Here is a 25,304-nt window from a genome sequence, read left to right as displayed (position 1 = left end):
CCCCCTGCATCTGCGGAGTAAACTTCCGCAAATGCAGGGGGTTTGCTGTTTTACGCTTCCATTTTTTGCGCCGTATAGAGCCGGTAGTAAAGGCCGCGGCTTGCGATCAGCTCATCATGGGAGCCGCTTTCCGCGATACCTTTGTTCGACACATACATAATGCGGTCGCAGTTCTTCACGGTGGACAGGCGGTGCGCGATAATGAACGAGGTACGTCCCTTAAGCAGTTCGTTAAGGCCCTTCTGCAGCAGCCGCTCAGTCTTGGCGTCGATGGAGGAGGTGGCTTCGTCCAGAATCAGAATACGCGGGTCGGCCAGCAGCGTTCTTGCGAAGGAGATGAGCTGCCGTTGGCCTTGCGAGAGCTTGGAGCCGCGCTCATTAACCTCCGTCATATACCCGTGCTCGAACTCGCGGATGAATTCGTCCGCACAGACGGTCTTCGCCGCAGCGATAACTTCTTCTTCGGTTGCATCAAGTTTGCCGTAACGAATATTGTCCAGGATCGTCCCGGAGAAGATAAAGCTGTCCTGCAGCATAATTCCCATCTGGCTGCGTAACGACTTCATGGTGACCTGCGAGATATCCTGGCCGTCAATCAGGATGCTGCCGCCGGTAAGATTATAGAAGCGGGAGATCAGGTTGACGACCGTAGTTTTGCCTGCGCCGGTCGGTCCGACAAGGGCAATGCTCTCGCCTGCCTGGACGTTAAAGGAGATATTCTCCAGGATGTTCAGGCCAGGATCATAGGCAAAGGTTACGTCGTCGAAGGTGACCTGGCCCCGGACAGGCAGCAGTTCCTCCGCACCCGGGATATCGCTTACCGTAACCGGTTCATCCAGCGTTTCGAAGATACGCTCCAGATAGGCAACAGCATTAATGAAGTTGTTGTACAGGTTCGAGAGATTCAGAATCGGCTGCCAGAAGCGGGCTGCATAGGTACTCATGGCCAGAATGACGCCGAAGGTGACATCTTGTGGGCTCAGTGTGAGCAGGCCTACCAAGAAAATCAGTGTTGTAACGATCGTTGCCAGATTGTCGACCGAGAACGGGATCAGCGCGTTAAAACGCAGGGCCCGCATCCATTCTGTCCGGAAATTGCCGGCCAGACGGGTGAAGATGCCCTCATTGCGCTGTTCCCGTGAGAACATCTGGGTGACACCGATCCCGCTGATGCTCTCCTGCATATAAGCATTCAGGTTGGAGCTCTTATTGGATACCGCCTGCCAGGCCCGGCGCTGCCGGGTCTTAATCAGCAGCATAACGCCGAGGAACACAGGCAGTCCGGCAAGGGTGACGAACGAGAGCCGGACATCAACGGCGAACATGAAGGCGGCAATGAAGATCAGATTCACAATTTCCAGGATAAAGTTGATAATGCCGTTCGACAGGACATCAGAAACCGAGTTGACGTAGTTGACAACCCGGATGAGGATTTTGCCCTGCGGACGGTCGTCATAATATTTGAACGGCAGATCCTGCAGATGCTTGAACAAATCTGTGCGGATGTCAAAAATAATGTCCTGCCCTACGCTGGTCATAATGCGTGAACGGATGGTTGCCAGAATAACGCTGACCACAATGGTCACTAGCATCAGTACCGACCAGCCGACCAGCGCAAGCTTCGCTTTTGCCGGAATGGTCACGTCAACGACATGCTGCATAATCAGCGGGGCCGATAGCGAAATGGCAGCGGATAAGGCGCTCAGAATAAACGCAATAATCATCGGCTTCTGCTTCCGTTTGATGTACACCATTGCACGCCGGAAATGTTTGATATTAAATGGAGATTCCAGATTTTCGTCGACGTCGAATTTATTCCTTGCCATGCTGGCTCACCTGCCTTCCAATGCCCTCGTTCTGCAGCATAAACACGTCGTAATAATAACCCCGCTTCGCCAGAAGCTCGGCATGGGTGCCTTCCTCGATCAGACGGCCGCGGTCCAGGATCAGGATACGGTCCGCTTCACAGGTTGTGGATACCCGCTGCGCAATAATGATCTTCGTGCAAGGGTATTCCAGCTCGCGCAGACTGCGCTGAATATGCTCCTCTGTCTCCAGATCGACCGCAGAGGTCGTATCGTCCAGAATCAGGATCGGACGGCGGACGGCCATCGCCCGCGCCAGTGCAATACGCTGCTTTTGCCCGCCTGACAGGCCGACACCGCGTTCCCCGACAACCGTATCGTAGCCTTCGGGCATTTTGGTGATAAATTCATGGGCGGCTGCGAGCCGGGCATAATCCATCACCTCTTCCTCCGGAAGCTCAGGATCACCATAAGCGATGTTTCCGTCAATCGTATCGGAGAATAAGAGCACATCCTGGGTAGCCATGCCGATATTGCCCCGCAGTTCATCAAGCTCCAGCTCCCGCACATCAACGCCATCCACGAGCACACGTCCCGAAGTTACTTCGTAGAACCGGGGAATCAGGTTGATGATGGTTGTCTTGCCCGCACCCGTTGAGCCCATAATGGCTACGGTTTCACCAGGCTCCACGGTAAAGCTGACATCGTCCAGGACGACGGCACTGTCGTATTTGAAGCTGACATTCTGAAACTCTATACGGCCCTCGTAACGGCGTTTATCAACGGGATTGTGCTCATTTACAATCGCCGGCCGGGCATAGTAAATATCGACGATTTTGGATAGACTGGCAAAAAAACGCTGGATATCATTGATGATAATACCGATATTGCGCATCGGGTTCGAAATGGCCCAGATGAGTGAGGAGAAGGCTGCGAATTCACCAAAGGTAATCCGGCCGTCCATCAGATAAAGTCCGCCGACTATCATCAGAATAACGTTGAACGCCTGGGCGAAGGTCTCCAGGTAAGGGAAATAATCAAGCCAGACGAGTGCGGCTTTCTTATTGGCGACTGAATAGTTCACATTCTTGTCTGTGAATTTCTCAATTTCGAATTCCTCGCGGGCGAACGCCTTGACGACCCGGTTACCGGAGATATTCTCCTGTGTCGTTGTGTTAAGCTGGGACAGCCGCTCGCGCAGATCGATGTACATTGGGCGGACGCGCCGTGCAAATATGTAGGCCACAATAAAAATCGGCGGCGAAAGAATCAGCATCCACAGCGTCAGCTCTGCATCAATCGTGAAGAAATAGATGACGGCAGCAGCAAAAATCGTCAGAGATTCGATGATTGTTTTGAAAATCCATGCCATCGAGTGCCGGACCATGTCGAGATCCCCAGTCATCTTGGTCATAAGATCACCGGTGCGGTTATGGTCGTAATACTCCCTGTCTTGTCCCTGAATCTTGTTGTACAGATAAATACGGATGTTGTACATCATGTTTTGCGAGGAACGCTCGTACTGCATGGTTGTCAGATAAGCAAGACCGGTACGCAGCAGGGAAAAGCCGATCATGCCCAGACAAAGCGCAATCAGAAGCCCACGTTCCTCTGTCAGATTCTGCACTGCATTATCGCCGGCTATAAACGTATCGACAATGCGCTGACTGATGTACGGATTCACGATAGTAAGCGCTGAGCCTACCACCGAGAGGCAGAGTGCCACAATATACCTCGTGCGGTTCCCCTTGAGGTTCTGCCACAGCCATTTAAGCTCGAACATTTGATCACCTGTTTCTGTGTGTTCTTACACTCTTGCTGGCGAAGAGTGAATAAATCAAAGTGATTATAACACATTAAGCGGCCGCCACCCGCTGCTGTGAAGATTTCTTGTTACAATCGCTTGAACTGGAATCTATGCACCTGCCCGGCTTATAAATCCCAGTAAAAATTCCGGCGGAATTCAGTCATATTACCATAATCGCAAAGTTTCCGCATGAACACCATGTGGAGAATATTTATAAATAAAGTTTCCCTTGCATATTTAAGAGAGCGTATTCAGTATTAAAATGGTAAAAATACCAATTCAACTGTCTGTGCGGCAATATTCCGTATGGCAGATAGGAGACGATGTTTGTTGATAAAAGAGTTCGTGATCCGAAATGTGCGGGATGGAGAGGAAGAGAAGCTCGAGAAATTCGGTTTTGTGCTCAAAATGCTCTTTCTGTATCACGGGGATCTGGATAAGCGAAACATGTTCCTGGCTGTAAAAGATGAGGAGGTGGTGGCCGTTGCCCATCTCATGCTCCATGATACGTTTGATGCGGAAGGGCATGATGAGGATCAGGGTTTTGTCCGCTATCTTACCAGTGAAATCAATTTCGCAGATCAGGATGAAGATGAGGAGATCAAGGATGCCTTGCTGGATGCGATGATTGTCCGCGCCAAAGAGATTAAGGCACAGCATCCGGAAAAGCGGATTGTGATCGCCCAATATACGGATACGGATGACCTCCCGGAGCTAAGCTATTACCTGAAACGCGGATTTACGGTTTACGATACCATTGCCGTATTCAAATATGACCTGAGCCGGGTGATTCCGCAGTATCCATTGCCTGAGGGGGTGCAGATACGCCCCTATGTGCTGGATAACAACGAAGCCCGCGAGCAATATCATCAGGCAGAGCTCGCCTCCTTCGACGGTGTGGCCTGGAGCATGAACCAGCTGGCCTGGATGCAGGGGGCAGAGGAAATGACGAACTTCTGCGCGTTTAGCGGGGACCAGTTCCTGGGCAACACCTCAACCTGGAGAATTGCTGAAGGTCATAGTGCAACGGAAAATGTATTCGTCATCCCGGGATGGCAGAAACAAGGGATCGCCCGGAACCTCCTCTGCACCGCTCTGGAATACCTGAAGGATCAGGGCAAAACCATCGCCACCCTGGGTACACATGGGACCAATAAAAAAGCCATCCGGCTCTATACGCAAATCGGCTACGAGCTGGAGGGATTCAGGCTGACACTTGGGTATGCGATTGATTGAGTAACCTTCCGGGAGATCAATAAACGCTAAATATGGAAGGAGACCTAAATGGCAAGCATCCTAAGCAATATTGACTGGACCGGGAGAAGCAGTCTGCTTGAAAAGCTGCTGAAAGAACAGGATCAGCTGGTCACGCAGGCCATGGTTCACGGGTTTGAGGCTGAGGTGATGAAGATCGTGTCCGGGCGGGAAAGCTTCGTGCTGAAGCTCTGGAACAAAAGCTCCAGACCGGATATCGGTGCTCAGTATCATTTATTGAAGGAACTGTTTGAACGGGGGATAGCCGTCTCAGAGCCGCTGGGCTGGGGAATAGATGCTAACGGAGACAAGGTGCTGTTAACTACCTTTGACGGGACGCCCGTGAAAACAGTGGATGCGCGGAAGCTGGCGGTGCTTGCGGATATGCTGGCGAAGCTGCATCAGATCAAAGTAGAGGACTTGCAGGGGACACATCTGCCTACCAATGACTTTATGAATTATTTTTTCCCGGGGGCAGAAGAGTACGCCGATATCTCGCGGTTATTGATCCCCCTTGTTCAGAGGGCCCAAATGAAGCAGGAGAGCATAATACACGGCGACTTCCATATGAACAATATCGTAGAGAAGAACGGGCGCTATACGGTCATAGATTGGACGAACGGACAGGCAGGTGATCCAGGGTATGATTTTGCCTGGAGCGTTGTTCTGCTGAGCGTATATATTTCAGAGCCTTATGCAGCAGCGTTTCGTTCCGCCTACTTACAGCGATATAAGATCGGTCCTGAAAAACTTAAGATATACGAAGCGCTGGCCGTTCTCAGATGGATGCTGCTTCAGCGCAGAGGCGGTGTGCCTGTAAAACAGGATACATTCCAGCGCATAACTAGTATTGCTGAACATAATCCGTTTCTGCAGGATAACATTTGAACAAGCCAATAGGACTGTGCCAGCCTTGATCGGGTTGACACAGTCCTTTGTTATGAGGCAGACCTGCAACAATGATTAATGGGAAGCGGACGAAGCGGCAGCAGCTGAGGATGTGGCGGCTACGGCAATAGCTGTCTGCTGGGCGATAACAATATTGGTCAGGCTGGTGGAAAGCGCCGTCGTTAAAATACCGTTTTTCAACTCATCGATCTGCTTATAGGCAACCAGTGCAGCCGAAAGCAGCAGCAGCTCCTGCTTGGTAATGGACCAGCTGCCGAAGCCCTGTTTGGTCCGCAGTGATTCATAGGTGTCAGAGATGTCTTGCACGAGTGTTTCATGGCCGGCAGGCAGTAACGACAATACACCCAGTGACGAAAGGGTATATTCCTTATCCAGCCGGATGTTCCGGCTGCGGAAGGCATCCCGCAGGGCGAGGACACGTGCGGCTGCCTCCGGAGTATCTTCACCAAGCACCAGTACCTGCGTCAACGCCTGCACGCTGTTGCCCGACAGGAATTCCGGTTTCAGTTCCGCATAGAGCTGTTCCATACGGGCTGTTCCGCGTTCCGGTTCAAGATCTGACAGCGCGAGCATAGCCGCGAAGATATAGTCGTCCTGTCCGGTGAGGAAACGGTGGTTCGCTTTCATACTGTCGTAGAAATGCCGCGCTCTGTCTGCCGTCCGCTGATATTGGTCGGGAGTCGTATGGGCGGCGATCTGGTAGGCGGCGACCACAAGATAATCTGAGGCCCGGAATTTCAGTCCCTTCAGCAGGTCATACACGGTAAGGGTGTCTGCCAGCAGGGCTTCTTTGCCGTCTGAAAGGGACAGCAGTGCTGCGATACAGACGGACAGGTTACCCCGGAAGGTAGAAAAGGGGCCGGTGGTGCTCTTGATCAAGTCACTGCTCCCCCGGATGGCATCTACATCCACTGTTCTATTCTCTGCTGTGTACAGCAGTGCAGCCAAACGGTTAATCTGTCCACTTTTCCAGGCAAAAGCCTTCTTGATGGTCTGTGTATTCTGGGCGAATAGTTCAAGCCTTGCTTCAAACTGCGATTTCATATCGTGCTCCTCTCATCAGCCGGGTATAGTCTCACATAGATTATTCTACTATAATTAACCAGCAGACATCCAAAAAAATGGAAGTCTAAATTCTATGACGAATTCGGTGACAGGTATGGGCAGGCTGGACACAGCGGTGCTGAAGCGAGCACGGGACGGCAGGTAAGCCGAAGCCGTGTTATTACAGTCTTAGGCAATAGTATTTAGGACCCTCGAAGGATGAGGGTTCTTTTTGACGTGTCGAAGTTTGTCATTTTCTTGTCATTGGGGGGATATATACTGGTCTTTAGTAACATTTTTAAATAATAAAATTTTAGGAGTGAGGTATTCAGATGGTAGGAAGCAATACAAAAAGCAAGCCGGGCTTCATGCAAACGATGTCCAAAATGATGGCGGTCATCATTACGGCTACTACAGTTTTTACTGTATCGCCCGGCAAGAGTCAGGCCACACCCCTTATTTCACCGGTAACTTCGGCAACGGCTGAGGTAGGCAGCAGCAATACTGCGATCACCGTATCTTTTAATACTTATGCGATTCCAGCTACTGATCTGGCTGATTTAAAGTCGGACATTCAAATTGAACGTTCGGGTTCCGGCTCTTTTGTAGACCTTTCTGCCGATAACGCAGGCAATGAGATTAATATGAACGCTGACGGCGAACTTGTTATAACCTTGAATACGGCGCTCACAGGTTCATCTAACAGCATCAATGTTGCTGCCGGCGCTGTGATGAATGAGGAGGGGGTTCCCTCGGATGCTGACATCACGGTCACCCATATCTCTGCACTGGACATCACTCCTCCTGCATATACCGGCTCTACCTCCAATCAAGGGCGCTCCGTGTACCTGAGCTTTGATGAGGATTTCACGGTCAATGCTCCGGATGGCGCAGATGAAGAACAGGCCCAGGCTTTTCTGGCCGATCAATTGAGCGTTGCATCGGATGGGAAGAATTTTGTGCCTGTTACAGCGCAGCAAGCTTCGGTCTATCAGAATGGCTCCAGACAAATCTACCTGAACTATGACAACAACATGAAGGTTATTCTGGGAACCCATACCGTGATTCGCATTGCCGCCGGCACACTGAAGGATGCAGCAGGCAACCTGAATGAAGAAATAAATCTGCAGGTGAGTCCGCCGGTCATTCAAAGCGCTTTGGTCAGCGGGGGCAATCATGATGTAACGATCACCTTTGATAAAGAGGTGTTTGATAACAGCGGCGATTCGCTGAAAAACTTTATTTATCTGGTAAAAGGAACGAATGACAACTGGAAGGGGTTAGTCGCCCAAGATACTGTGTCCATTACTTCCGGGAAGCTGACGATCCATTTTGCAGAAGCACTGTCCGGAACAGACAGTCAAGTTGTAATCAATAGGGGCGCTCTGAAGGATGTATACGGAAACATCCAAAATGATACTCAGGCTACGGCTCTGATTGAAGCAGATGCTTCCGAAATCGACCCGGCACCTGCGGATACTACAGCGCCAAAGTTCTTGTACTACTATCTCTCTAAGGATAAACAGGAGCTGAGTTTTGTCTTTGATGAAAATATCTTCAATGCCACAGAGGATGAGGCGAGCTTCCTGCAGAATGTGCAGTGGTACAACCCCATTTCCTACAATTGGCAATATGCTCTTCCGTCCGATACAGTGGTAACCTTCACGGGGAAGGCAGTAACCCTACATTTCGCAGCGCCGCTTACAGGATCTCAGTATTACTTCCAGATTAACCCTAATCACTTCCAGGATGCCGCCGGTAATGTGCTGACGGATTATGTCAATACGAATTGGCTGTATCCGCAGCAGAACTCGGGAATTACTTTAAACGGCGGGTACTTCTCCCATAGCGGCCGTTACCTCAGCCTGCAGTTTAATACCAATACAGCGCTGGTGGATCAGACGCTTGCGGATGGAGTATCCCATTTGAATGAGTATATTACTATCTCTACAGATCACGGTGTAACTTACCAGGCTCTGGATGCGCAGGATGTTGTATACGTTCATGAGAACAGCATCAACATCGTTTTTGATGAAGCTAAGCAGAGTGGCTCAGTCCGGGTGAAACTTGCTGCGGATGCAGTAAGCGATGTCTATGATATGATCCGTAACGGGGAAGTTGACCAGGAGATTGCTTATAATACGCCTGACATTACCGGGTATTTCTTCAGCAATGCAGCAAGTGAGTTCACGTATGCCGATAATGTTGCCTGGAGAGAGCATGTGAGAGTGATCCGGGTGTACGACAATACTACTGATGTATACAGACAATTGGTTAGCTCGGAATATTCGCTCAGTGCAGGCAAGCTGACCTTTGCAAAGGGTGTTTTCCAGGCAGGACATGAATATGAGGTTATGGTAGACGCCGAAGGCTACAGCAGCCAGTATTTTGAAGGGTATACCTATAAATCTTCAGAAGTGTTCTATATGACTGCTCCGGCAGTGACTGTAGATAATGGAATCTCGGCAAGCATTAATTTATTCAATAATGCCTACCGGGATTACGTGATGGGGAACCAGACGGTAATCTTCGAGCTATTCGACGGCTCCACCCCGGTGAGTATCGTTGCAGCCAATTTAAAAGTAAACACAGGCACCTATTCTGCCAGCTTCAATGTCAGCGATGCGGATACGAATCCGAATTATACAGTAAAAGCGTATGTGGTGAGCAAGTATAGTAGTGATTATACGAATCTTGGATTAAACCTGGCGACTGTTAAGACTCAGCTTGAGCTGGATCAGGCCATTCTTAATGCTGAGACTAACAAAAATAATAATGACTAGAATCGGAAGAAAGCGGGGGAATGGTAAAGTGAAGTTGCGCATGTTAAGTATGACGCTGATCGTAGCACTGTGTATATCCCTTGTACCTGCTGCGGTATTTGCAGCCAGCGCGGCGGTTACGTTAAATCCGGTAGCTTCTGTAGAGACTGGCGGTACTGTGGTTATTACGGGTACATCGACGCTGGACGAAGTGATTATCCAAGTACTGCGTCCGGTAAAAAGCACAGTGTTCTATGATATCGTCCAGGTCAGCGGCGGAAAGTTCAGCAGCAGCTTCACCTTGGGGAAAGCTGAAGCTGCCGGAACGTATAAGGTAACAGCCGGACAAGCTAACCAGGTAGCTACTGCCGATTTGATTGTAAAAACGGCAGCTACGGGTACCGGGAGCGGCGATGGTAACGGTGCCGGAAATGGCGGCGGAACCGGCAGCGGTGGCGGAACCGATACGGGCGGTGAAACCGGCGGAGGAACGGATACAGGCAGTGGAACAGGCAGTGGTACAGGTAACGGTACAGGCACTGTCACTGCCGGCAGCGGTAGCGTGGCTACCGGAACAATCACAACACCGGGAACCCCGATAACTCCACCGGCAACGAATGCGGTGCCGGTCAAAGTGGACACAGGCAAAAATACTGCGGTAACTGCAGTATCGGCAAAGGGTGTAATCACGGCTACCGTTACTCAAGACGCTGCGGCTCTGGCGGAGGCTCTAACAGCTGCGGCGAAGCAGGATAATCATGGAGCAGCGCCGATTGTTTTTATAGCTTACAATAATCACGCCGGTGAAGGGGTTCAGTTTAAGCTTCCGGCTTCTGTACTCGCAGCTGCGGCCCTGAATGCGCCGAATACGATTATCTCCCTGCAAACCAACGACGGGGAATATTCACTGCCGCTCAGTGTGCTCAATTTTGCAGCGGTCGCGCAGAGCTTAAGCACAGCAACGGCAGACTTAAGCATTCAGGTGAATATTTCTCCGGCAGCGTCAGACCTGAACAGCAAGATTCAGCGTAATGCGCAGGGTATTGCCGCATCACAGACTGGAGCTGCGATTGAATTTTCGGTTACAGCTTCCGGGAACGGTACAACTATCGAGCTGAACCATTTTGGCTCCACTTATCTGGAGCGGAGCATGGTGATTACGGCTCCAGTCGATAAGAACCGCGCGACAGTCGTTCTATATGATGATTCCACCGGACAGTTTTCCTTCGTGCCGGCTGTATTTAACAAGCAGGCAAACGGCTCCACAAAGGTAACCTTCAAGCGGAACGGCAACAGCATTTATACGGTGCTTACCGCGAGCCGTACATTCGGTGATATCAGCAAACACTGGGCCCGTGCGGATATTGAGCTGCTGGCGTCGAAGCTGATTGTAAATGGCTCCACAGCCAGTGAGTTTGCTCCGGACAGCAGTATTACAAGAGCTGAATTTGCAGCTTTGCTGGTCCGCTCGCTGGGGCTGACACCGGTTGCTGCCCCGGCGGCGTTCACCGATGTCAAAGAAGGCGACTGGTACGCCGGTTCCATCGGTGCTGCTGTGCAGGCCAAGCTGGTGGAAGGCTTCCAGGACAATAGCTTTAGACCATCTGAGACGATTACCCGCGAACAAATGGCGGTTATGATCTCGAGAGCCATCGGCGCTGCGGGTAAAGCAAACAGTGCTGCAGGCAATCCGAATGTACTGCTGGCAGGCTTCTCAGACAAAACTTCAATCGGCAGCTGGGCACAGGCCGCTGTAGCCCAGGCTGTAGAGGCGAAGATCATCACAGGTATGACCTCAGCAACCTTTGTTCCTTCCGCCAAAGCCAGCCGGGCACAGGCCGCTGTTATGCTGACACGGCTGCTGCAATATACCGGATTTGTGAATTAAGCCGGTTATTAAAGAGACAGCTGCTTCAAGCTCCATTGAAGCAGCTGTTTTTTGTTGTATAGGAGACAAAAGTATTGTTCTTTTTGCAAGGATAGAGAACTTCGCCTGTTGGTGTCGAAGTTTGTCATTATCTTGTCATTGAAGGAAAGTATAATTATTTAAAATATAAACATTGAGAAATTGAAAGGGTTGATGGGACAATGAAAAAAACTTCACTGGGTAAGCTGGGCCTAGTCTCGGCTCTGGTAATTATGCTGTTAAGCGGCTGTGTGGTAAGTACAGGCTCAGTAACCGTTAACCTGCCAAGCGATAAACCAAGCGCTTCGGAGCATTTATTCCTAAGATATTCAGACGGAAGTGTGGTTCAAGTGCCGGATGATACAGGGGCAGGCTCTATTGCGGTCAACACGGATTCCGGCAAAACGATCGTTGGGGGATATGTCAGCGACAGTATCGTAAGCTGGGTCCCTGTATTGTCATATGGCCCAAGCTATGTCAATGTGAGCGGATTTGCAGCCCACAAACCGGTATTAGCCGCAGATCACGTTGCATTGTTTCAGGCACCGTCGGTGGCGGACAGCGCGTATCCGGGGTATATCAACGTAACCTTTGCTGTCTACGGAACAAATGGCAAGCTTGTGGATGGACAGACGGAGATTTTTGCCCATGCTGCAGACCGGGATCTAATCTTCTATAATACGGATCCCTATGACACTTTTAAGAGCATAGAGTCCAGAGAGGGCTTCTCTTCCTTCACGGTGGATGGGAAGGTAACCTTCCTGATCAAATCGGATACCGTGGATATTAAGACACCAATTTCACTCTATTCAGGTGCGAAACTGCTTGCCGATAATGTATTCCATAAGGTAACCGGCATTTCAGTGAGCAGCACCGGAGAGGTGTATTCTGTACAAACCGGTGAAACCTTGTCCATGCGCGCTGAGGTATTGCCGGCCGATGCCATCAATCCGGGTGTTGTCTGGTCCGTGGTTAACGGAACGGGTTCGGCGGTAATCGATGAGACAAGCGGTGAGCTTACTGCAGGAGAACCAGGTACAGTAACGGTAACAGCCACAACTACTGACGGCACCGGCGTAACAGACAGTGTGGAGGTTACAATTACTGCTGCCCCGGTCGCGACCCCGACGGTAGCGCCGACCGAGGCGCCAACGGATGCCCCGGCCGCGACCCCGACGGTAGCGCCGACCGAGGCGCCAACGGATGCCCCGGCCGCGACCCCGACAGTAGCACCGACAGAAGCGCCAACCGAAGCTCCGGCCGCGACCCCGACAGTAGTACCGACCGAGGCGCCAACCGATGCCCCGGCAGCAACCCCGACGGTAGCACCGACGGAGGCGCCAACCGATGCTCCGGCAGCGACTCCGAGTGCAGCGCCGACACCTGTCTCTATCCCGGTTTCAGCCATCACAATTTCCGGCGTTTCTCCGGTAACCGTGGGACATTTCATTCAATTGAATCAGGCTATTGCCCCAGCGGAAGCAACGAACCAGGGTATTCTATGGTCTATCGAGAACGGAACAGGGACAGCTACCATTAGTGCAAGCGGCTTGTTAACAGGGATCTCTCCAGGTATGGTCACTGTTAAAGCTGCGGCAGCAGATGGTTCAGGTGTGTATGGCACGACAGCTATTGAGATTGTAGCGTCCAGCTCGGACAGCGGCGGTACGCCTGCGGCAACACCAGCCATAAGTCCGTCCGCAACTCCAACTGCAGCCCCTTCGCCGGTCCCTTCAGCCGCACCGGCTGCCGGTGGCGCTGCTAAATTTGCCAATAATGTAGTTAAGCTTGAAGCGGTACTGTCAGGCTTCAACCAAAAAGTAGAATTGGCTAACGCCAATCCATCTCCGGTGTCATTCACAGACATTTCCTCCCATTGGGCGGACATGACGGTAGAAACCTTCGTGAAGCTGGGGATAGTCCAAGGTTATGAGGATGGAGGATTCCATCCGGATGCCGGTATGACCCGTGCAGAGTTTGCTGCTATCATTGCCAGGGTGTTCGAACTGCCCAGCGGCGGAAGCAAGGGCACATTAAGCGATATTTCCGGACACTGGGCGGAAGCAGCGATTTCATCCCTGCAGGAAAAGGGTCTTGTCTCCGGCTACCAGAATGGCACTTTCAAGCCGAATGCCGAAATCTCCCGCGCAGAGATTATCGCGATCATTGCTAAGATTGTTGATATGAGCGGTGTTGATGTCCCGGCTGCCGCTACTTTCCAGGATATCGGAAACACATGGAACCAGGATGAGATCCGGCAGGCGGCAGCAGCCGGGATTATCAGCGGTTTCGGCAGCGGAGAGTTTCTTCCCGCCAAGCAGGCATCCCGTGCGGAAGCTTTGACGATTGTTCTGCACGTACTGCAGCTGAATCCGGAGCTCAAGGCTCTTTTGGAAACTTTGAAATAAGCACAAACAGACATTCATACAGGCCCCTGAAGCGGCGTCTGTATACAATTGCAAGCCGGCTTCGCCTCTAATGGCGAAAGCTGGCTTTTTTTGTCGAAAAATTTTAATTTTTAGTTACTCTACCGTAGGCCGATCTGTTAACATAGGAGGCATAGATTCCCGATTTATTCCTGAAAGAGGTCAGCCCTGGATGAGCTATAATTTGTATTTGTTTGCACTGCTGATGACAGCGACCTGCTGTTCACTGGTTTTGGCTTATCTATGCTGGAAGAGAAGAAGCCTGCCGATCGCGATCAGCTACGGCCTTGGCATGCTGACCGGGTCCTTTTACAGCTTTGGTTATGCTTTTGAGATTCTCAGCACCACTTTGGAGCATATCCGTTTTTGGCTGCGGATTGAATATATCGGAATTCCTTTCGGGACAGTGCTGTGGTTTATTATGGTGCTTCAATATACGGGTAGGCAGGCCTGGGTAACCAGAAGGAATGTTGTGCTGCTGATGATTGTCCCGGTAATTACCTTTATCGCCCACAACACGAATGAGTGGCATCACTTGTTCTATAAGAGCATGACCCTGAATTACACGGAAGGCTTCCCGCTGGTTACGCTCGTGAAAGGCCCGTTGTATGCGCTGCATGTGTTCTATTCCTATAGCTTCTTTGTAATTGGAATGGTATTTTTGGTGCAAATGTTTATCAAGTCCCCTCCCCGGATGAGGATACCGGTCGCGCTGATGATCATCGGATCCTGGGGGCCCTACGGCTTCACCCTCGTATATCTGAGCGGGCTGGTCTATATGCCGGTTGATATTTCGCCGTTCGGTTTTTTAATTTCGGGGATTTTTTATATCTGGGGAATTTATCAGTTTAATATGCTGCGGCTCGCCCCCCTGGCGCTTCAGCAGGTATTCAGCTCCATGCAGGAAGCCGTCATTGTCTTTGACCTTGATCATATGCTTACAAGCTTCAACCGCTCGGCGGGAGAGGTCATTGACGGATTAAACAGCAGGAGTATCGGCAAAACGGCCTCCGAGCTATTCACCGGCTCTCCTCTTTTATTGGAGCTAATGAGGCAAGAGCCTTCCACTATAAGCAAGCTACACCTCTCAAACCGCTCCGGAGACAAATTCTATCATGTCAAGCTGTCTTATATTCGGAATAACAGCCATAAGCCTGTCGGTAAAATGCTGCTCTTAAGCGATGTAACAGACAGTGTGCGCACAGAGGAAAGACTGCTTGATAATGCCAGACAGCTTAGTGAACTGAACACGTTCAAAGACAGAATGTTCAGTGTGGTTGCCCATGACATCCGTGATCCGATAGCGGTGCTCGTCAACCTGATGGAGCTGCTGGAGGAAGAAATGCAGGAGCACGGGGAGAGCCGGACGGAGGTTGTCGATGAGATGGGGCAGCAGATCCGCAATACGTTCGCCCTGGTAGAAAGCCTGCTGGAATTTTTCCATACCCAGACCGGAGGGCTGCTGCTTCAACCGCTTGAAAGGGATTTAGCTCTATCGGTGGAATGGAATTTACGGCTGTTATCCGTCCGCAGCGGTAGTAAACAGATCCGTCTGATTTCCGAGATTCCGGAAGGGACCTATGTGTATGCTGATAAAGAGATGCTTGATCTGATTATCCGCAATCTTTTGACGAATGCCATTAAATTTACAACGGTTGGAGGAAGCATCTCTTTGAAGGCAGAGCGGAAGGATACGATGATAGTAGTCTCTGTAAAGGATACGGGGGAAGGAATCGCCCGGGAACAAGCCGATACACTGCTGCAGGACGGGTACCCGGTTTCTTTACTGGGAACGGAGGGAGAGCGCGGGATTGGCCTGGGGTTATCGCTATGCAGGGAATTTGTCCGCCTGAACGGGGGCGAAATCTGGTTTGACAGCATACCTTCGGAGGGGAGCACCTTCTATTTCTCCCTTCCGCTCCCGCCGGTTCCCGCGCTTGTATCAGGCAGCAGGACGGAAGGCGGCAGGACGGTATGAAAGTGATCATTATTGATGATGAGAAGGCCATGCACTTAATCCTGAAGCGGATGCTTGCCAAAATGGCAGAGGTTGAAATCGCCGGGATATTTTCAGATACAGCTACCGCCTATACGCATGTGACCCATCATGAGGTGGATCTGATCTTCGTCGATATCAGCATGCCCCGCGAGAACGGGCTGGAATTTGCACAGCGGCTGCGGGAGAGCGGCAAAGGTACGAAGCTAGTCTTCATTACGTCCCATAAGGAATATGCGCTGCCTGCTTTTGAAGTATATGCCTTTGACTATATCGTCAAACCGGTAGTGCAGGAGAGGCTTGCCCATACCGTACAACGGGCGGTTGCACAAATCCGTCTGGAGCGTGCGGCAGAAGGGACTCCGGAGAAGCAGAATCCTGAAGTGCTGGTCAGCTGCCTCGGCGGGATTGAAATTCACAGCACACAGGGGATTAAGACGAAATGGAAATCCAAAAAAAGCGCAGAGGTTTTTGCCTACCTGCTGATCCATAAAGGCAGACTTGTCTCCAGAAGCAGGCTGATCGAGGATATCTTTGAAGGGCTGCCGCAAAAAAATGCTGAGATCTATCTCAACACAACAATCTATCAGTTGCGGAAGCTGCTGGACACCTATGGCTTAAAAAAGAGTCTGCATTCTGATAACCAGCATTATGGGCTGAATCTTAACGGGGTCCGGGTAGATGTGCTGGCCTTTGAGGAAGGCTGCCGGAGAATGGGTGTAATCAATGACACGAATATTGAGGCTGCAATAGAGCTGGAACAGCTGTTCATGGGTGATTTATTTGGTGATCAGGTGTTTGCCTGGGCCTGGAATGAGATTGAGCGGATGTCACAGATGTACACCCGCTTTACCCGGCGTCTATGTGCCGCTCTGCTGGACAGGGGAGAGGCCGGTGCCGCCACCCGGCTTTTGATGAAGCTGCTCTCCCGCAATGAGCTGGATGAGGAATCACTAATGCTGCTGCTGACGGCTTCCGCCCAGTTGAAAAACAAAGAGGCCCTAACCCGGCAGTATTCGCAATTTGCGGAGACCCTGCGTGCGGAGATCGGCATAAGCCCCTCGCTTGAAGTCAAATCCTTGTATGCAGAGCTTTTGACGGGGCTGGATGCGGCGGGAGATTAACAAGGATCCGGTCAGGTATACTCAATGTTTCAAATATTCATATATTCAGCTTTTACAGATGTGCTAGAATAAGAGGGTTGCCGTGACCGCAACAAGGAACCCTAAGTACGAATGGAGAAATGTAAAAATGAATGAATTGCCGAATTGTCCGCAATGCAGCTCAGTGTACACTTATGAGGACGGAGCACAGCTGGTTTGTCCGGAATGCGGGCATGAGTGGACTGCCGGTGCAGAGAATGGAAACAGCGAAGAACTTAAGGTCGTTAAGGATGCCAACGGCAATGTCCTGAACGACGGGGATTCCGTAACTGTAATCAAAGACCTGAAGGTCAAGGGAAGCTCCTCGGTGCTGAAGATCGGCACAAAGGTGAAGAACATAAGGCTGGTTGAAGGCGATCATGACATCGACTGCAAAATTGACGGCTTTGGCGCAATGAAGCTGAAATCGGAGTTTGTGAGAAAAGCATAGAACGGGATTTATTGAAGGAAAGCTGCGGATAGGTACCGCGGCTTTTTTTGTTTGAGATAAAGGAAACTGAGCCCGCGCGAGACATCTCAAGTGAATTAATAATATGAAACAATGGTATTTTGATCCAAAATTATATACTATAATGGTCTTCAAAGTGGACTTTCATTCTGATATCTGGAAGAACAAAACGACTCTATCTTATTGTATAGGAGCAAACCTAATGAGTGATTTATCCAAGCTTAACAAGCAACAATATATCCACTGGTTAAAGCAGAAAAGAAAATCGAACGGAGAACTATATTCCGAAAATACAGTAAATTCTTACGCCTCATCATTATCGACCGCACCAGCCAGACTCTCAGGAATTGAACTGGAGAATACAGATGTTTACGGGATTACCTCAGCTGACCAATTTCATGAAATGAGACAGATCATGGAAAGGGCGGAGAACTTTGAGGAAATTAATGTTAAGGCAGGCAACAAGGCTTTTCAATATGCTCTTGAGTACTATGAGGATTTCTTGCGTGAACAGGAAAAGGGGAATGAACCGGTTGGTGATGCCGATGGAAATCCTTTGAACTATTCGATAACGTTCACGCCTATAGTATTTACAGCAGCTGCTGGTCTACCTACTGCACTCCTTGATAAAAATATCATTTTATATGGCCCTCCAGGCACAGGCAAAACCTACAATACGGTCACATATGCAGTCGCAATTATTGAGAACAAGCCCTTACATAACATTATGTATGAAGTAAGAACCAAAGGTTATGAAGTAATCCAGGAACGCTATCGTTCTTACAAAGAAAAAGGGCTTATTGAGTTCACAACATTCCATCAGTCCTATGGCTATGAGGATTTTATTGAAGGGATTAAGCCGAAGATTCTGCAGGGTGACGAGACAGGCCAGATTGGCGATAATGTTGCGTACGAGATAAAACCGGGAGTATTTAAACAATTCTGTGAAAAAGCCCAGACTCCAGTTATTCAGGACAGCAATTCGTACGGAATTCGTAAAGAACCAGTCATATGGAAGGTCTCACTCGGCGGTTCGGGCCAAAGTGATGTGAAACAGGATTGCTTTGATAATGATAGAATCCGGATCGGGTGGGACTCTTACGGAGAACGGATTACAGATGAGACGGACTTCAGAGAATATGGCGGAGCGACGATCCTGTCCCGGTTCATGAGTGAGATGGTGATCGGTGATATTGTTCTGATTCTCCACGACGAAAAAACTATTGATGCTATCGGTGTCGTTACAGGTGAATATGAATGGCTCAATCAAATGGAGGATTACAAACGTTCCCGCGATGTAAAATGGCTTGCCAAAGATATCCGGGAGGATATTTATGCGCTCAATGGAAATAAGGTCATGACATTGGGCTCAGTATATAGGCTGAACAGAATCACGCTTGCGGATGTGCTGGTCATGCTAAAAGCGAATAGCAATGTTCATAGTACAGCTATTCAGGAGAATGCTAACAATTACGTATTTATTATCGATGAAATCAACCGCGGGAATATCTCGAAAATTCTCGGGGAGTTAATTACGCTGATTGAGCCGTCCAAACGTATTGGACAAGCAGAAGAAATCAGATTGAGGCTGCCTTACTCACAAGAAGTGTTCGGCGTTCCGGGCAATGTCTATCTGCTAGCCACAATGAACACTGCTGACCGTTCGATTGCCAGGCTGGACACTGCGCTGCGCCGCCGTTTTCATTTTGCGGAAATGATGCCGCGTCCGGAAGTGCTTGATAGTATACGGGTTGGCAGTGAGGTCATTGAGTTGTCCGCCATGCTGGAAATGATGAATCGTCGTATCGAGGTACTATATGACAGGGAGCATATGATCGGGCATGCATACTTTATGTCATTAAATAATCACTCTGCCCTGGATGATCTGGCTCACATTTTCCGCAATACGATTATCCCGCTGCTGCAGGAGTACTTTTATGAAGACTATGACAAGATCCGGCTCGTACTTGGTGACAATAACAAACCTGAGAGCGAACAGTTTATTCTGGTCAAAAAAACGGACATGACGGAGCTGTTTGGGAATATGAACGCTTTTGAGTTTGATGACGAAGCAATCTATGTGCTTAATGAAGAAGCGTTCGAAAACGCCCAAGCCTACCGCAAAATATACAGTCGCAGCTCCCTATGATAAACCGGAAGAAATATACCATTAAAGAATATGACTCGTTCACCAAGAATCCGGATGTGAAGCTCCCGAACCTTCATTATATGCCTGAACCTGTCTTTGACTGCCTGGAGCAGTTTGTGCTGTCCAACCGCAGGGAGCCGGGGACGAATCCATTAGAGCTAATGGTGGTAACGAGCAGACGCGGAATCGGCAAAGTAATCAGCGCACGTAACTATGTGGGTGTCATTACGATGAGCAGCGGAGTGCAGATTGAGATTTTACCAAAATTATATTCGCGGGATGAAGAAAGCTCAGAGTGGGAGACCAAGCAGATATTCCTGCAAATGTTAAAGTCACTCACGCAGATGCCCTATAAGCATTTTAGTGTCTCCAGTCTGAATCAGGAGAGATACAGCATTCTGGATATTTTCATCCGGATGTTTATAGAGGAGGTCTACACTCTGGTTAAAAGAGGATTGAAATCCGCGTATATCGGACATGAGGACAACGAGTATTTTTATAAAGGCAAACTTCAGTTCTCGAAGCATATCCGCTTAAATGCGGTGCATAAAGAGCGGTTTTATATCGAATACGATGTATTCAGTTTGGATCGTCCCGAGAACAGGTTGATAAAATCAACGATCGGATTGTTACAAAAGGTCTGCTCCGGCAGAAAACTGCAGAAGGATCTGTATACCTTATTAGCTGCATTTGAGTCTGTAGAGTTCTCTACAGATTACACTCAAGACTTTGCCAAAATCACTGACGACCGGAATATGAGACAATACACAACAATTCTGAAGTGGTGCAGAGTCTTTCTGAACCGAAACAGCTTTACTCCGTTTATTGGAGGAGGAGTAGCATACGCCTTGTTGTTTCCCATGGAAAAAGTATTCGAAAGCTATATTGCCGCACAACTGAAGAAGCTGCTGTCTCCTTCCAAGTACACGCTGATGACACAGCACCGGCTGCATCACCTCTACGATGAGCCTGAGCGGCGCTTCCTGCTGAAGCCGGATATCGTAGTTATCAGTGAAGGGCGTACGGTTATTCTGGATACCAAGTGGAAAATGCTGTTGCCGGATGGAGATCATGGAATCTCGCAATCCGACATGTATCAGGCTTACGCCTACCACAAGAAATACAATGCTGAGACTGTGATTCTCATATATCCCTGGACGACGGCTATGGCGGAAACGAAAGATCCGATAGTGTATAGAAGCAATGACGGGGTCACGGTTCAGGTGTTTTTTGTGGATTTGAGTATGGAATGTGGTGGTGTGGCGGAGTTGAGAGGTTTGATTGAGTTACTGCTTGCAAGCTCCTGAACGGCTCCTCTTCTACCTGGAGGCGGACGTTTATTATTCAACCAGCAAAGCACAATTGCCGATAAGTAGTAACAGGCGCACGTTAATTTCGCTATACATAACGCATTTAATGGGGGAACCAACAAATGAAAAGGATTTTTGGGCTGTTGCTTGTTTTGTTAATGGTAACACCGGCATTTGGCACCACAACCTTTGCGGGCAATACGGTGAAGGCTACGGTGACCGGGAGCAGTACCTATTTTAACGGGGAAGAAAAGAGCTCTAACGGCTTCAATATCGCGGGCAGCAATTATTTCAATCTGCGTGATCTGGCCCGGAATTTCTCCGGAACTCCGAGTCAATTCGATATCACCTGGAATCAGGAGAATAAGGCAATCGAAATTGTAACTGGACGAGCCTATACGCCTCAAGGGACGGAAGACAGTATGTATTACAGCCGGAGCAGAACTTATGCTGCCACGCTGTCCACCTCCAAGGTGATGATCGACGGGGTGCTGCAGTCTATTAAGGCCTACAATATTGAAGGGAACAATTACTTTCAATTAAGAGATCTGGCCGGCAAAATTCCTTTCGGGCTGGAATATGACAGTCAGCTGAACCGGCTGGTGATGTTCTCCAGAACACCGGAAAATGCCTATCGTACCCTTGCATCCGGTAAAGCGGTGGATAATGCGGAGTCCTCTGATTTTCCAAGATGGAAAAGTACGGTGTCATCCTATCTTGTTAACAATTCAGACGGGACAGTAAGCGTCGTAGAGGCGGATAAAGAGATCACGATTGACACCTACAAGGCAAACTATGAACTTACTGCAACGCAAAAGATTGCTTATGAGCTTCCGCTGTTTGGCGGCTTTTATAGCGGTGAGCAGTATAACTATATTGCGTTTGGACAAGAGAACCGTGAAGAGAACGACAGCAAGGAAGTGATCCGCATTGTCAAATACGATAAAAGCTTCAACAGAATCAGCAGTGTCTCTATTACAGGCGGACAGAGCTATACAGTAGGTCCTTTTGATGCTGGTTCCGGGAGAATGGCTGAGTCAGGGGATACTCTGGTATTCCATACCTCGCGTACAAGATACACCACAGAGGACAAGCTAAATCATCAATCCCAGCTTACAATTATCGTGAATACCTCAAGCATGACCGTAACCAATGATCTGGGACGCTTCCAGAAAAATCATGTGAGCCACTCTTTTGATCAATACGTGTTGTTTGACGGCGGTGAACAGGTGCTTGTGGATCATGGGGATGCTTATCCCCGTTCGATTGTCCTTCATAAAGGAGACGGAAAGAGTTACAGTGAGGTCGATTTATTTAATATCCCGGGTAAAATCGGAGCGAATACGACCGGTGTCTCCATTGGCGGGGTTGAAATGTCCTCTAGCAGCTATATTGTCGCTATGAATTCGATTGACCATTCTTTGGTCAGTGAGTATACCTCATATGAGATGGTGGGGCTGGAAAGTGACCAGCGGGATATCATTCTGACGGTGTTGCCAAAGACCAGCTTAAGCAGCGCCTCCGTTCATACGATTACACTGGCTAAATATGTGGGTACCGCCCGGATTGCGTCCATCCCGAAGCTGGTCCGGATATCTGATGATCAAATGATGGTGCTGTGGCAGGAGTTCGATAAAGAAAATCATCCCGGTGATGTGAAATATGTGTATATCGATGGGAACGGCAAAGCGGCCGGTGATATTCAGAGTATTAAATATTTTGCACTGTCTGAATGTAATCCGGTTGTCAGCGGCGGCAAGGTTGTCTGGTACACCAACAGCAATGGAAGCCGGATGTTTTATTCGATTCCTGTGAAGAAATAGGCTAAGCCAGTGCACTTAAATTACCGATAAGGATATAGTAGAAACACCGACACGGAGGATTCAAACCACATTGAACAAGTTAATCAAAGCAGCTTCCATGATCGTACTGCCCTTATTGTTAATGGTATTGGCTTATATGGCTTATAAGAATGTGCAGGAATTATCCGGTCCGCAGCTGGATTTGGTGATGCTCGCACCCTACGCCGTCTTTCTGACGGGAGGCATCCTCGCCTGGAAATTTAACCGCAGCCGGGAGTTTTTCCAGATGGTTATTTTTACGCTGGCTGCTGCATCGCTGCAATATTTACCGGAGCTTCCGGGGACGGGCGCAGCAATGACATTGCCTGATCTGTACGCGATCCTGTGCGTGCTGCTGCCGGTGAACATTCTGATCTTTTCCTTCTTCAAGGAACGGGGAATATTCAGCTTATGGGGATTGATCCGGCTGGGATGGATTGCAGCGGAGGCGGCGGCTGCCGTCTGGGTGATGCTTCCGGAGCAAAAGGTGCTGCTGGAGCGGCTGCAGATGGAGCTGTTGCCTGTGAACTTGCAGGGGCTGACCCCTCTGTCCCAGCTGTCCCTGATGATCTTCGTAATCACATTTATCCGGCTGCTGATCCGGCAAATGGCTTACAGGTCTTCACAGGATGTTGCTTTTATGGCGGTGCTGCTGGGAATAATCTATGTGCTGCAGCTGGATCATGATCCAGTCGCTTACGCTTTGTTGTGGATAATGTCGGGTATCATTCTGATCACCTCCATTATTCAAGATTCATATGCGATGGCTTTCTCAGATGAGCTTACCGGCCTGCCTTCGAGGCGGGCGCTGAAACAGGATATGCTGAAGCTGGGCATGAACTATGCGATTGCCATGCTGGACATCGACCATTTCAAAAAATTCAATGACACCTATGGCCACGATACCGGAGATGAGGTGCTGAAGCTGGTGGCCTCAATCGTTAAGGATGTCACCGGGGGCGGCAGAGCTTTCCGCTACGGCGGGGAGGAATTCACCATTCTGTTCCCGGGCAAAAGCATCCAGGATGCTCTGCCGCATCTGGAAGAGTTAAGAGAGAAGGTAGCGAAGCGCGGGTTCACTGTGCGGGGGCAGAGCAGGGGAAAGGGCAAGCGAAAAGGCAAATCAAAATCACGCAGCAGTGGAGCAGGCAAACAAATCTATATCACAATAAGCATTGGGATTGCCCAAAAGAATGAGAAGAGCAAAACACCGGATACTGTCATGAAAGCGGCGGATACCGCATTGTACCGGGCGAAGAAGAAGGGCAGAAACTGCGTCAGCAAGTAATTGTATACATATCACCACTAAGGAAACAGAACATACATAAGCTGGAACTGTTTAAGAATAACCGGGCCGTCCTTTCATGAAGGGCGGCCTGTTTGCTGTTTAGCAACCGGGATTATGGTTACATAAAGAGAGTCAAGGCGTTTCTAAAGGTATTTGTCCCATGTCATTACCAAGGTGGAAATTCACAGAGGAGGAATGTACAATGAGCGATCAATATACGGTTAAGGACCCTGCGACTCAATATCCCAAAGCAACACCGGAATACCAGCAGCAGCAGCCAGCCCCGGGGCTGGAAACTGCGATGCACCCGAAGCCGGATGACGGTGCGGAGACTTATCACGGCAGCGGGCGGCTTACCGGACGCAAAGCGGTTGTCACTGGAGCAGACAGCGGGATTGGCCGCGCGGTGGCGATAGCTTTTGCCCGTGAAGGGGCGGATGTATTGCTGGCGTATATGCCAGAGGAAGAAGCCGACGCAAGGGAAGTAGTGAAGCTTGTGGAGGACGCCGGACGTAAGGCAGTTGCGATGCCGGGTGATCTCAAGGATGAGCAGTACTGTGAGCAGCTGATTGCTGCCGCTGTGGAGCAGCTTGGCGGGATCGATATTCTGGCGAATATCGCGGGCATGCAGCAATTTGTGCCGGATATTGCTGATCTGACGACAGAGCAATTCGATGCCACCTTCAAGACCAATGTATACTCGCTGTTCTGGCTCTGCAAGGCGGCGATTAAGCATATGAAGCCGGGCAGCGCCATTATCAATACATCTTCCATCCAGGCCTATACGCCTGCACCGATCCTGCTGGATTATGCAACGACAAAGGCAGCGATTAACACCTTCAGTAAATCGCTCGCCCAGCAGGTGGCCGAAAAGGGCATCCGCGTTAATGTGGTGGCTCCCGGGCCAGTATGGACTCCGCTGCAGGTGAGCGGCGGCCAGCCGGTAGAGGCACTGAAGGACTTCGGCGCCAAAACGCCGCTCAGCCGTCCCGGCCAGCCGGCCGAAATGGCCCCGGCCTACGTGTTCCTGGCCAGCCAGGAATCCAGCTATATCAGCGGCGAAACGCTGAATGCGAACGGCGGCATGCCGACACCTTAAGGGAATAGCTGGAATTCCAACGGAATGATAAACTAAATATAACCAGCAATTCAGTTGGCGCGTGCCGGTTCCTAACCGGTACGCGCTGTTTGCTTAG

General features: G+C 49.8%; 16 protein-coding genes. 13 read left to right on the top strand and 3 right to left on the bottom strand.

Translation table 11 applies throughout. The features are described 5' to 3' along the window. Positions 1-50: 50 nt before the first annotated feature. Together L6H70_RS25835 and L6H70_RS25830 are read right to left on the bottom strand one after the other, a co-directional pair. Complete coding sequence (locus tag L6H70_RS25835; RefSeq protein WP_236337075.1) at positions 51-1,826, bottom strand: ABC transporter ATP-binding protein; 1,776 nt, start codon at positions 1,824-1,826, stop codon at positions 51-53. Then, positions 1,813-3,588 (bottom strand): ABC transporter ATP-binding protein, encoded by a 1,776-nt coding sequence (locus tag L6H70_RS25830; RefSeq protein ID WP_236337073.1) that lies wholly within the window; start codon positions 3,586-3,588, stop codon positions 1,813-1,815. Before L6H70_RS25830 ends, L6H70_RS25835 begins: the two co-directional genes overlap by 14 nt. A gap of 354 nt (positions 3,589-3,942) precedes the next feature. Here L6H70_RS25830 and L6H70_RS25825 point away from each other — a divergent pair, with 354 nt between their 5' ends. Beyond that, the gene (locus L6H70_RS25825) at positions 3,943-4,848 is read left to right on the top strand and encodes a GNAT family N-acetyltransferase (protein ID WP_236337072.1); all 906 of its coding nucleotides are present in this window, start codon (positions 3,943-3,945) and stop codon (positions 4,846-4,848) included. A gap of 48 nt (positions 4,849-4,896) precedes the next feature. Beyond that, positions 4,897-5,754 carry an aminoglycoside phosphotransferase family protein gene (locus L6H70_RS25820; protein ID WP_236337070.1) on the top strand — a complete coding sequence of 286 codons (858 nt, stop codon included), beginning with the start codon at positions 4,897-4,899 and terminating at the stop codon, positions 5,752-5,754. Positions 5,755-5,829: 75 nt separating this feature from the next. Here the strand turns inward: L6H70_RS25820 and L6H70_RS25815 are convergent, their stop codons facing one another. Then, positions 5,830-6,819, bottom strand: coding sequence for a DUF4003 family protein (locus L6H70_RS25815; RefSeq protein WP_236337068.1), 990 nt, complete (start codon positions 6,817-6,819; stop codon positions 5,830-5,832). A 332-nt stretch (positions 6,820-7,151) separates the two neighbouring features. Here L6H70_RS25815 and L6H70_RS25810 point away from each other — a divergent pair, with 332 nt between their 5' ends. From L6H70_RS25810 to L6H70_RS25760, 11 genes are all read left to right on the top strand, one after another. Beyond that, entirely contained in the window at positions 7,152-9,602 is a 2,451-nt protein-coding gene (locus L6H70_RS25810) for a hemoblobin-interacting domain-containing protein (RefSeq protein WP_236337065.1), read from the top strand. Between the two features lie 40 nt (positions 9,603-9,642). After that, positions 9,643-11,469, top strand: a complete 1,827-nt coding sequence (locus L6H70_RS25805) for an S-layer homology domain-containing protein (protein ID WP_236337064.1) — start codon at positions 9,643-9,645, stop codon at positions 11,467-11,469. A 200-nt stretch (positions 11,470-11,669) separates the two neighbouring features. Next, the gene (locus L6H70_RS25800) at positions 11,670-13,895 is read left to right on the top strand and encodes an S-layer homology domain-containing protein (RefSeq protein ID WP_236337063.1); all 2,226 of its coding nucleotides are present in this window, start codon (positions 11,670-11,672) and stop codon (positions 13,893-13,895) included. A gap of 190 nt (positions 13,896-14,085) precedes the next feature. Continuing rightward, positions 14,086-15,891, top strand: a complete 1,806-nt coding sequence (locus L6H70_RS25795) for a sensor histidine kinase (protein WP_236337062.1) — start codon at positions 14,086-14,088, stop codon at positions 15,889-15,891. After that, positions 15,888-17,033 (top strand): response regulator, encoded by a 1,146-nt coding sequence (locus L6H70_RS25790; RefSeq protein ID WP_236337061.1) that lies wholly within the window; start codon positions 15,888-15,890, stop codon positions 17,031-17,033. Before L6H70_RS25795 ends, L6H70_RS25790 begins: the two co-directional genes overlap by 4 nt. A gap of 127 nt (positions 17,034-17,160) precedes the next feature. Further along, entirely contained in the window at positions 17,161-17,502 is a 342-nt protein-coding gene (locus tag L6H70_RS25785) for a zinc ribbon domain-containing protein YjdM (protein ID WP_236337060.1), read from the top strand. Positions 17,503-17,722: 220 nt separating this feature from the next. After that, positions 17,723-19,669 carry an AAA family ATPase gene (locus tag L6H70_RS25780; protein WP_236337059.1) on the top strand — a complete coding sequence of 649 codons (1,947 nt, stop codon included), beginning with the start codon at positions 17,723-17,725 and terminating at the stop codon, positions 19,667-19,669. Beyond that, positions 19,666-20,976: an McrC family protein gene (locus L6H70_RS25775; protein WP_236337058.1), complete on the top strand. Its 1,311-nt coding sequence runs from the start codon at positions 19,666-19,668 to the stop codon at positions 20,974-20,976. Before L6H70_RS25780 ends, L6H70_RS25775 begins: the two co-directional genes overlap by 4 nt. A gap of 125 nt (positions 20,977-21,101) precedes the next feature. Then, positions 21,102-22,802, top strand: coding sequence for a hypothetical protein (locus L6H70_RS25770; protein WP_236337056.1), 1,701 nt, complete (start codon positions 21,102-21,104; stop codon positions 22,800-22,802). 70 nt (positions 22,803-22,872) lie between these two features. After that, on the top strand, positions 22,873-24,108 hold the full coding sequence (locus L6H70_RS25765) for a GGDEF domain-containing protein (RefSeq protein ID WP_236337054.1): 1,236 nt from the start codon (positions 22,873-22,875) through the stop codon (positions 24,106-24,108). 202 nt (positions 24,109-24,310) lie between these two features. Further along, positions 24,311-25,207: an SDR family oxidoreductase gene (locus L6H70_RS25760; protein ID WP_236337053.1), complete on the top strand. Its 897-nt coding sequence runs from the start codon at positions 24,311-24,313 to the stop codon at positions 25,205-25,207. The last annotated feature ends 97 nt before the right edge of the window (positions 25,208-25,304 follow it).

The organism is Paenibacillus auburnensis, assembly GCF_927798115.1.
GTDB lineage: Bacteria > Bacillota > Bacilli > Paenibacillales > Paenibacillaceae > Paenibacillus_AQ > Paenibacillus_AQ auburnensis.
Note: the sequence above shows the minus strand (reverse complement) of the source record. Positions and strands in the feature narration are given on the sequence as shown.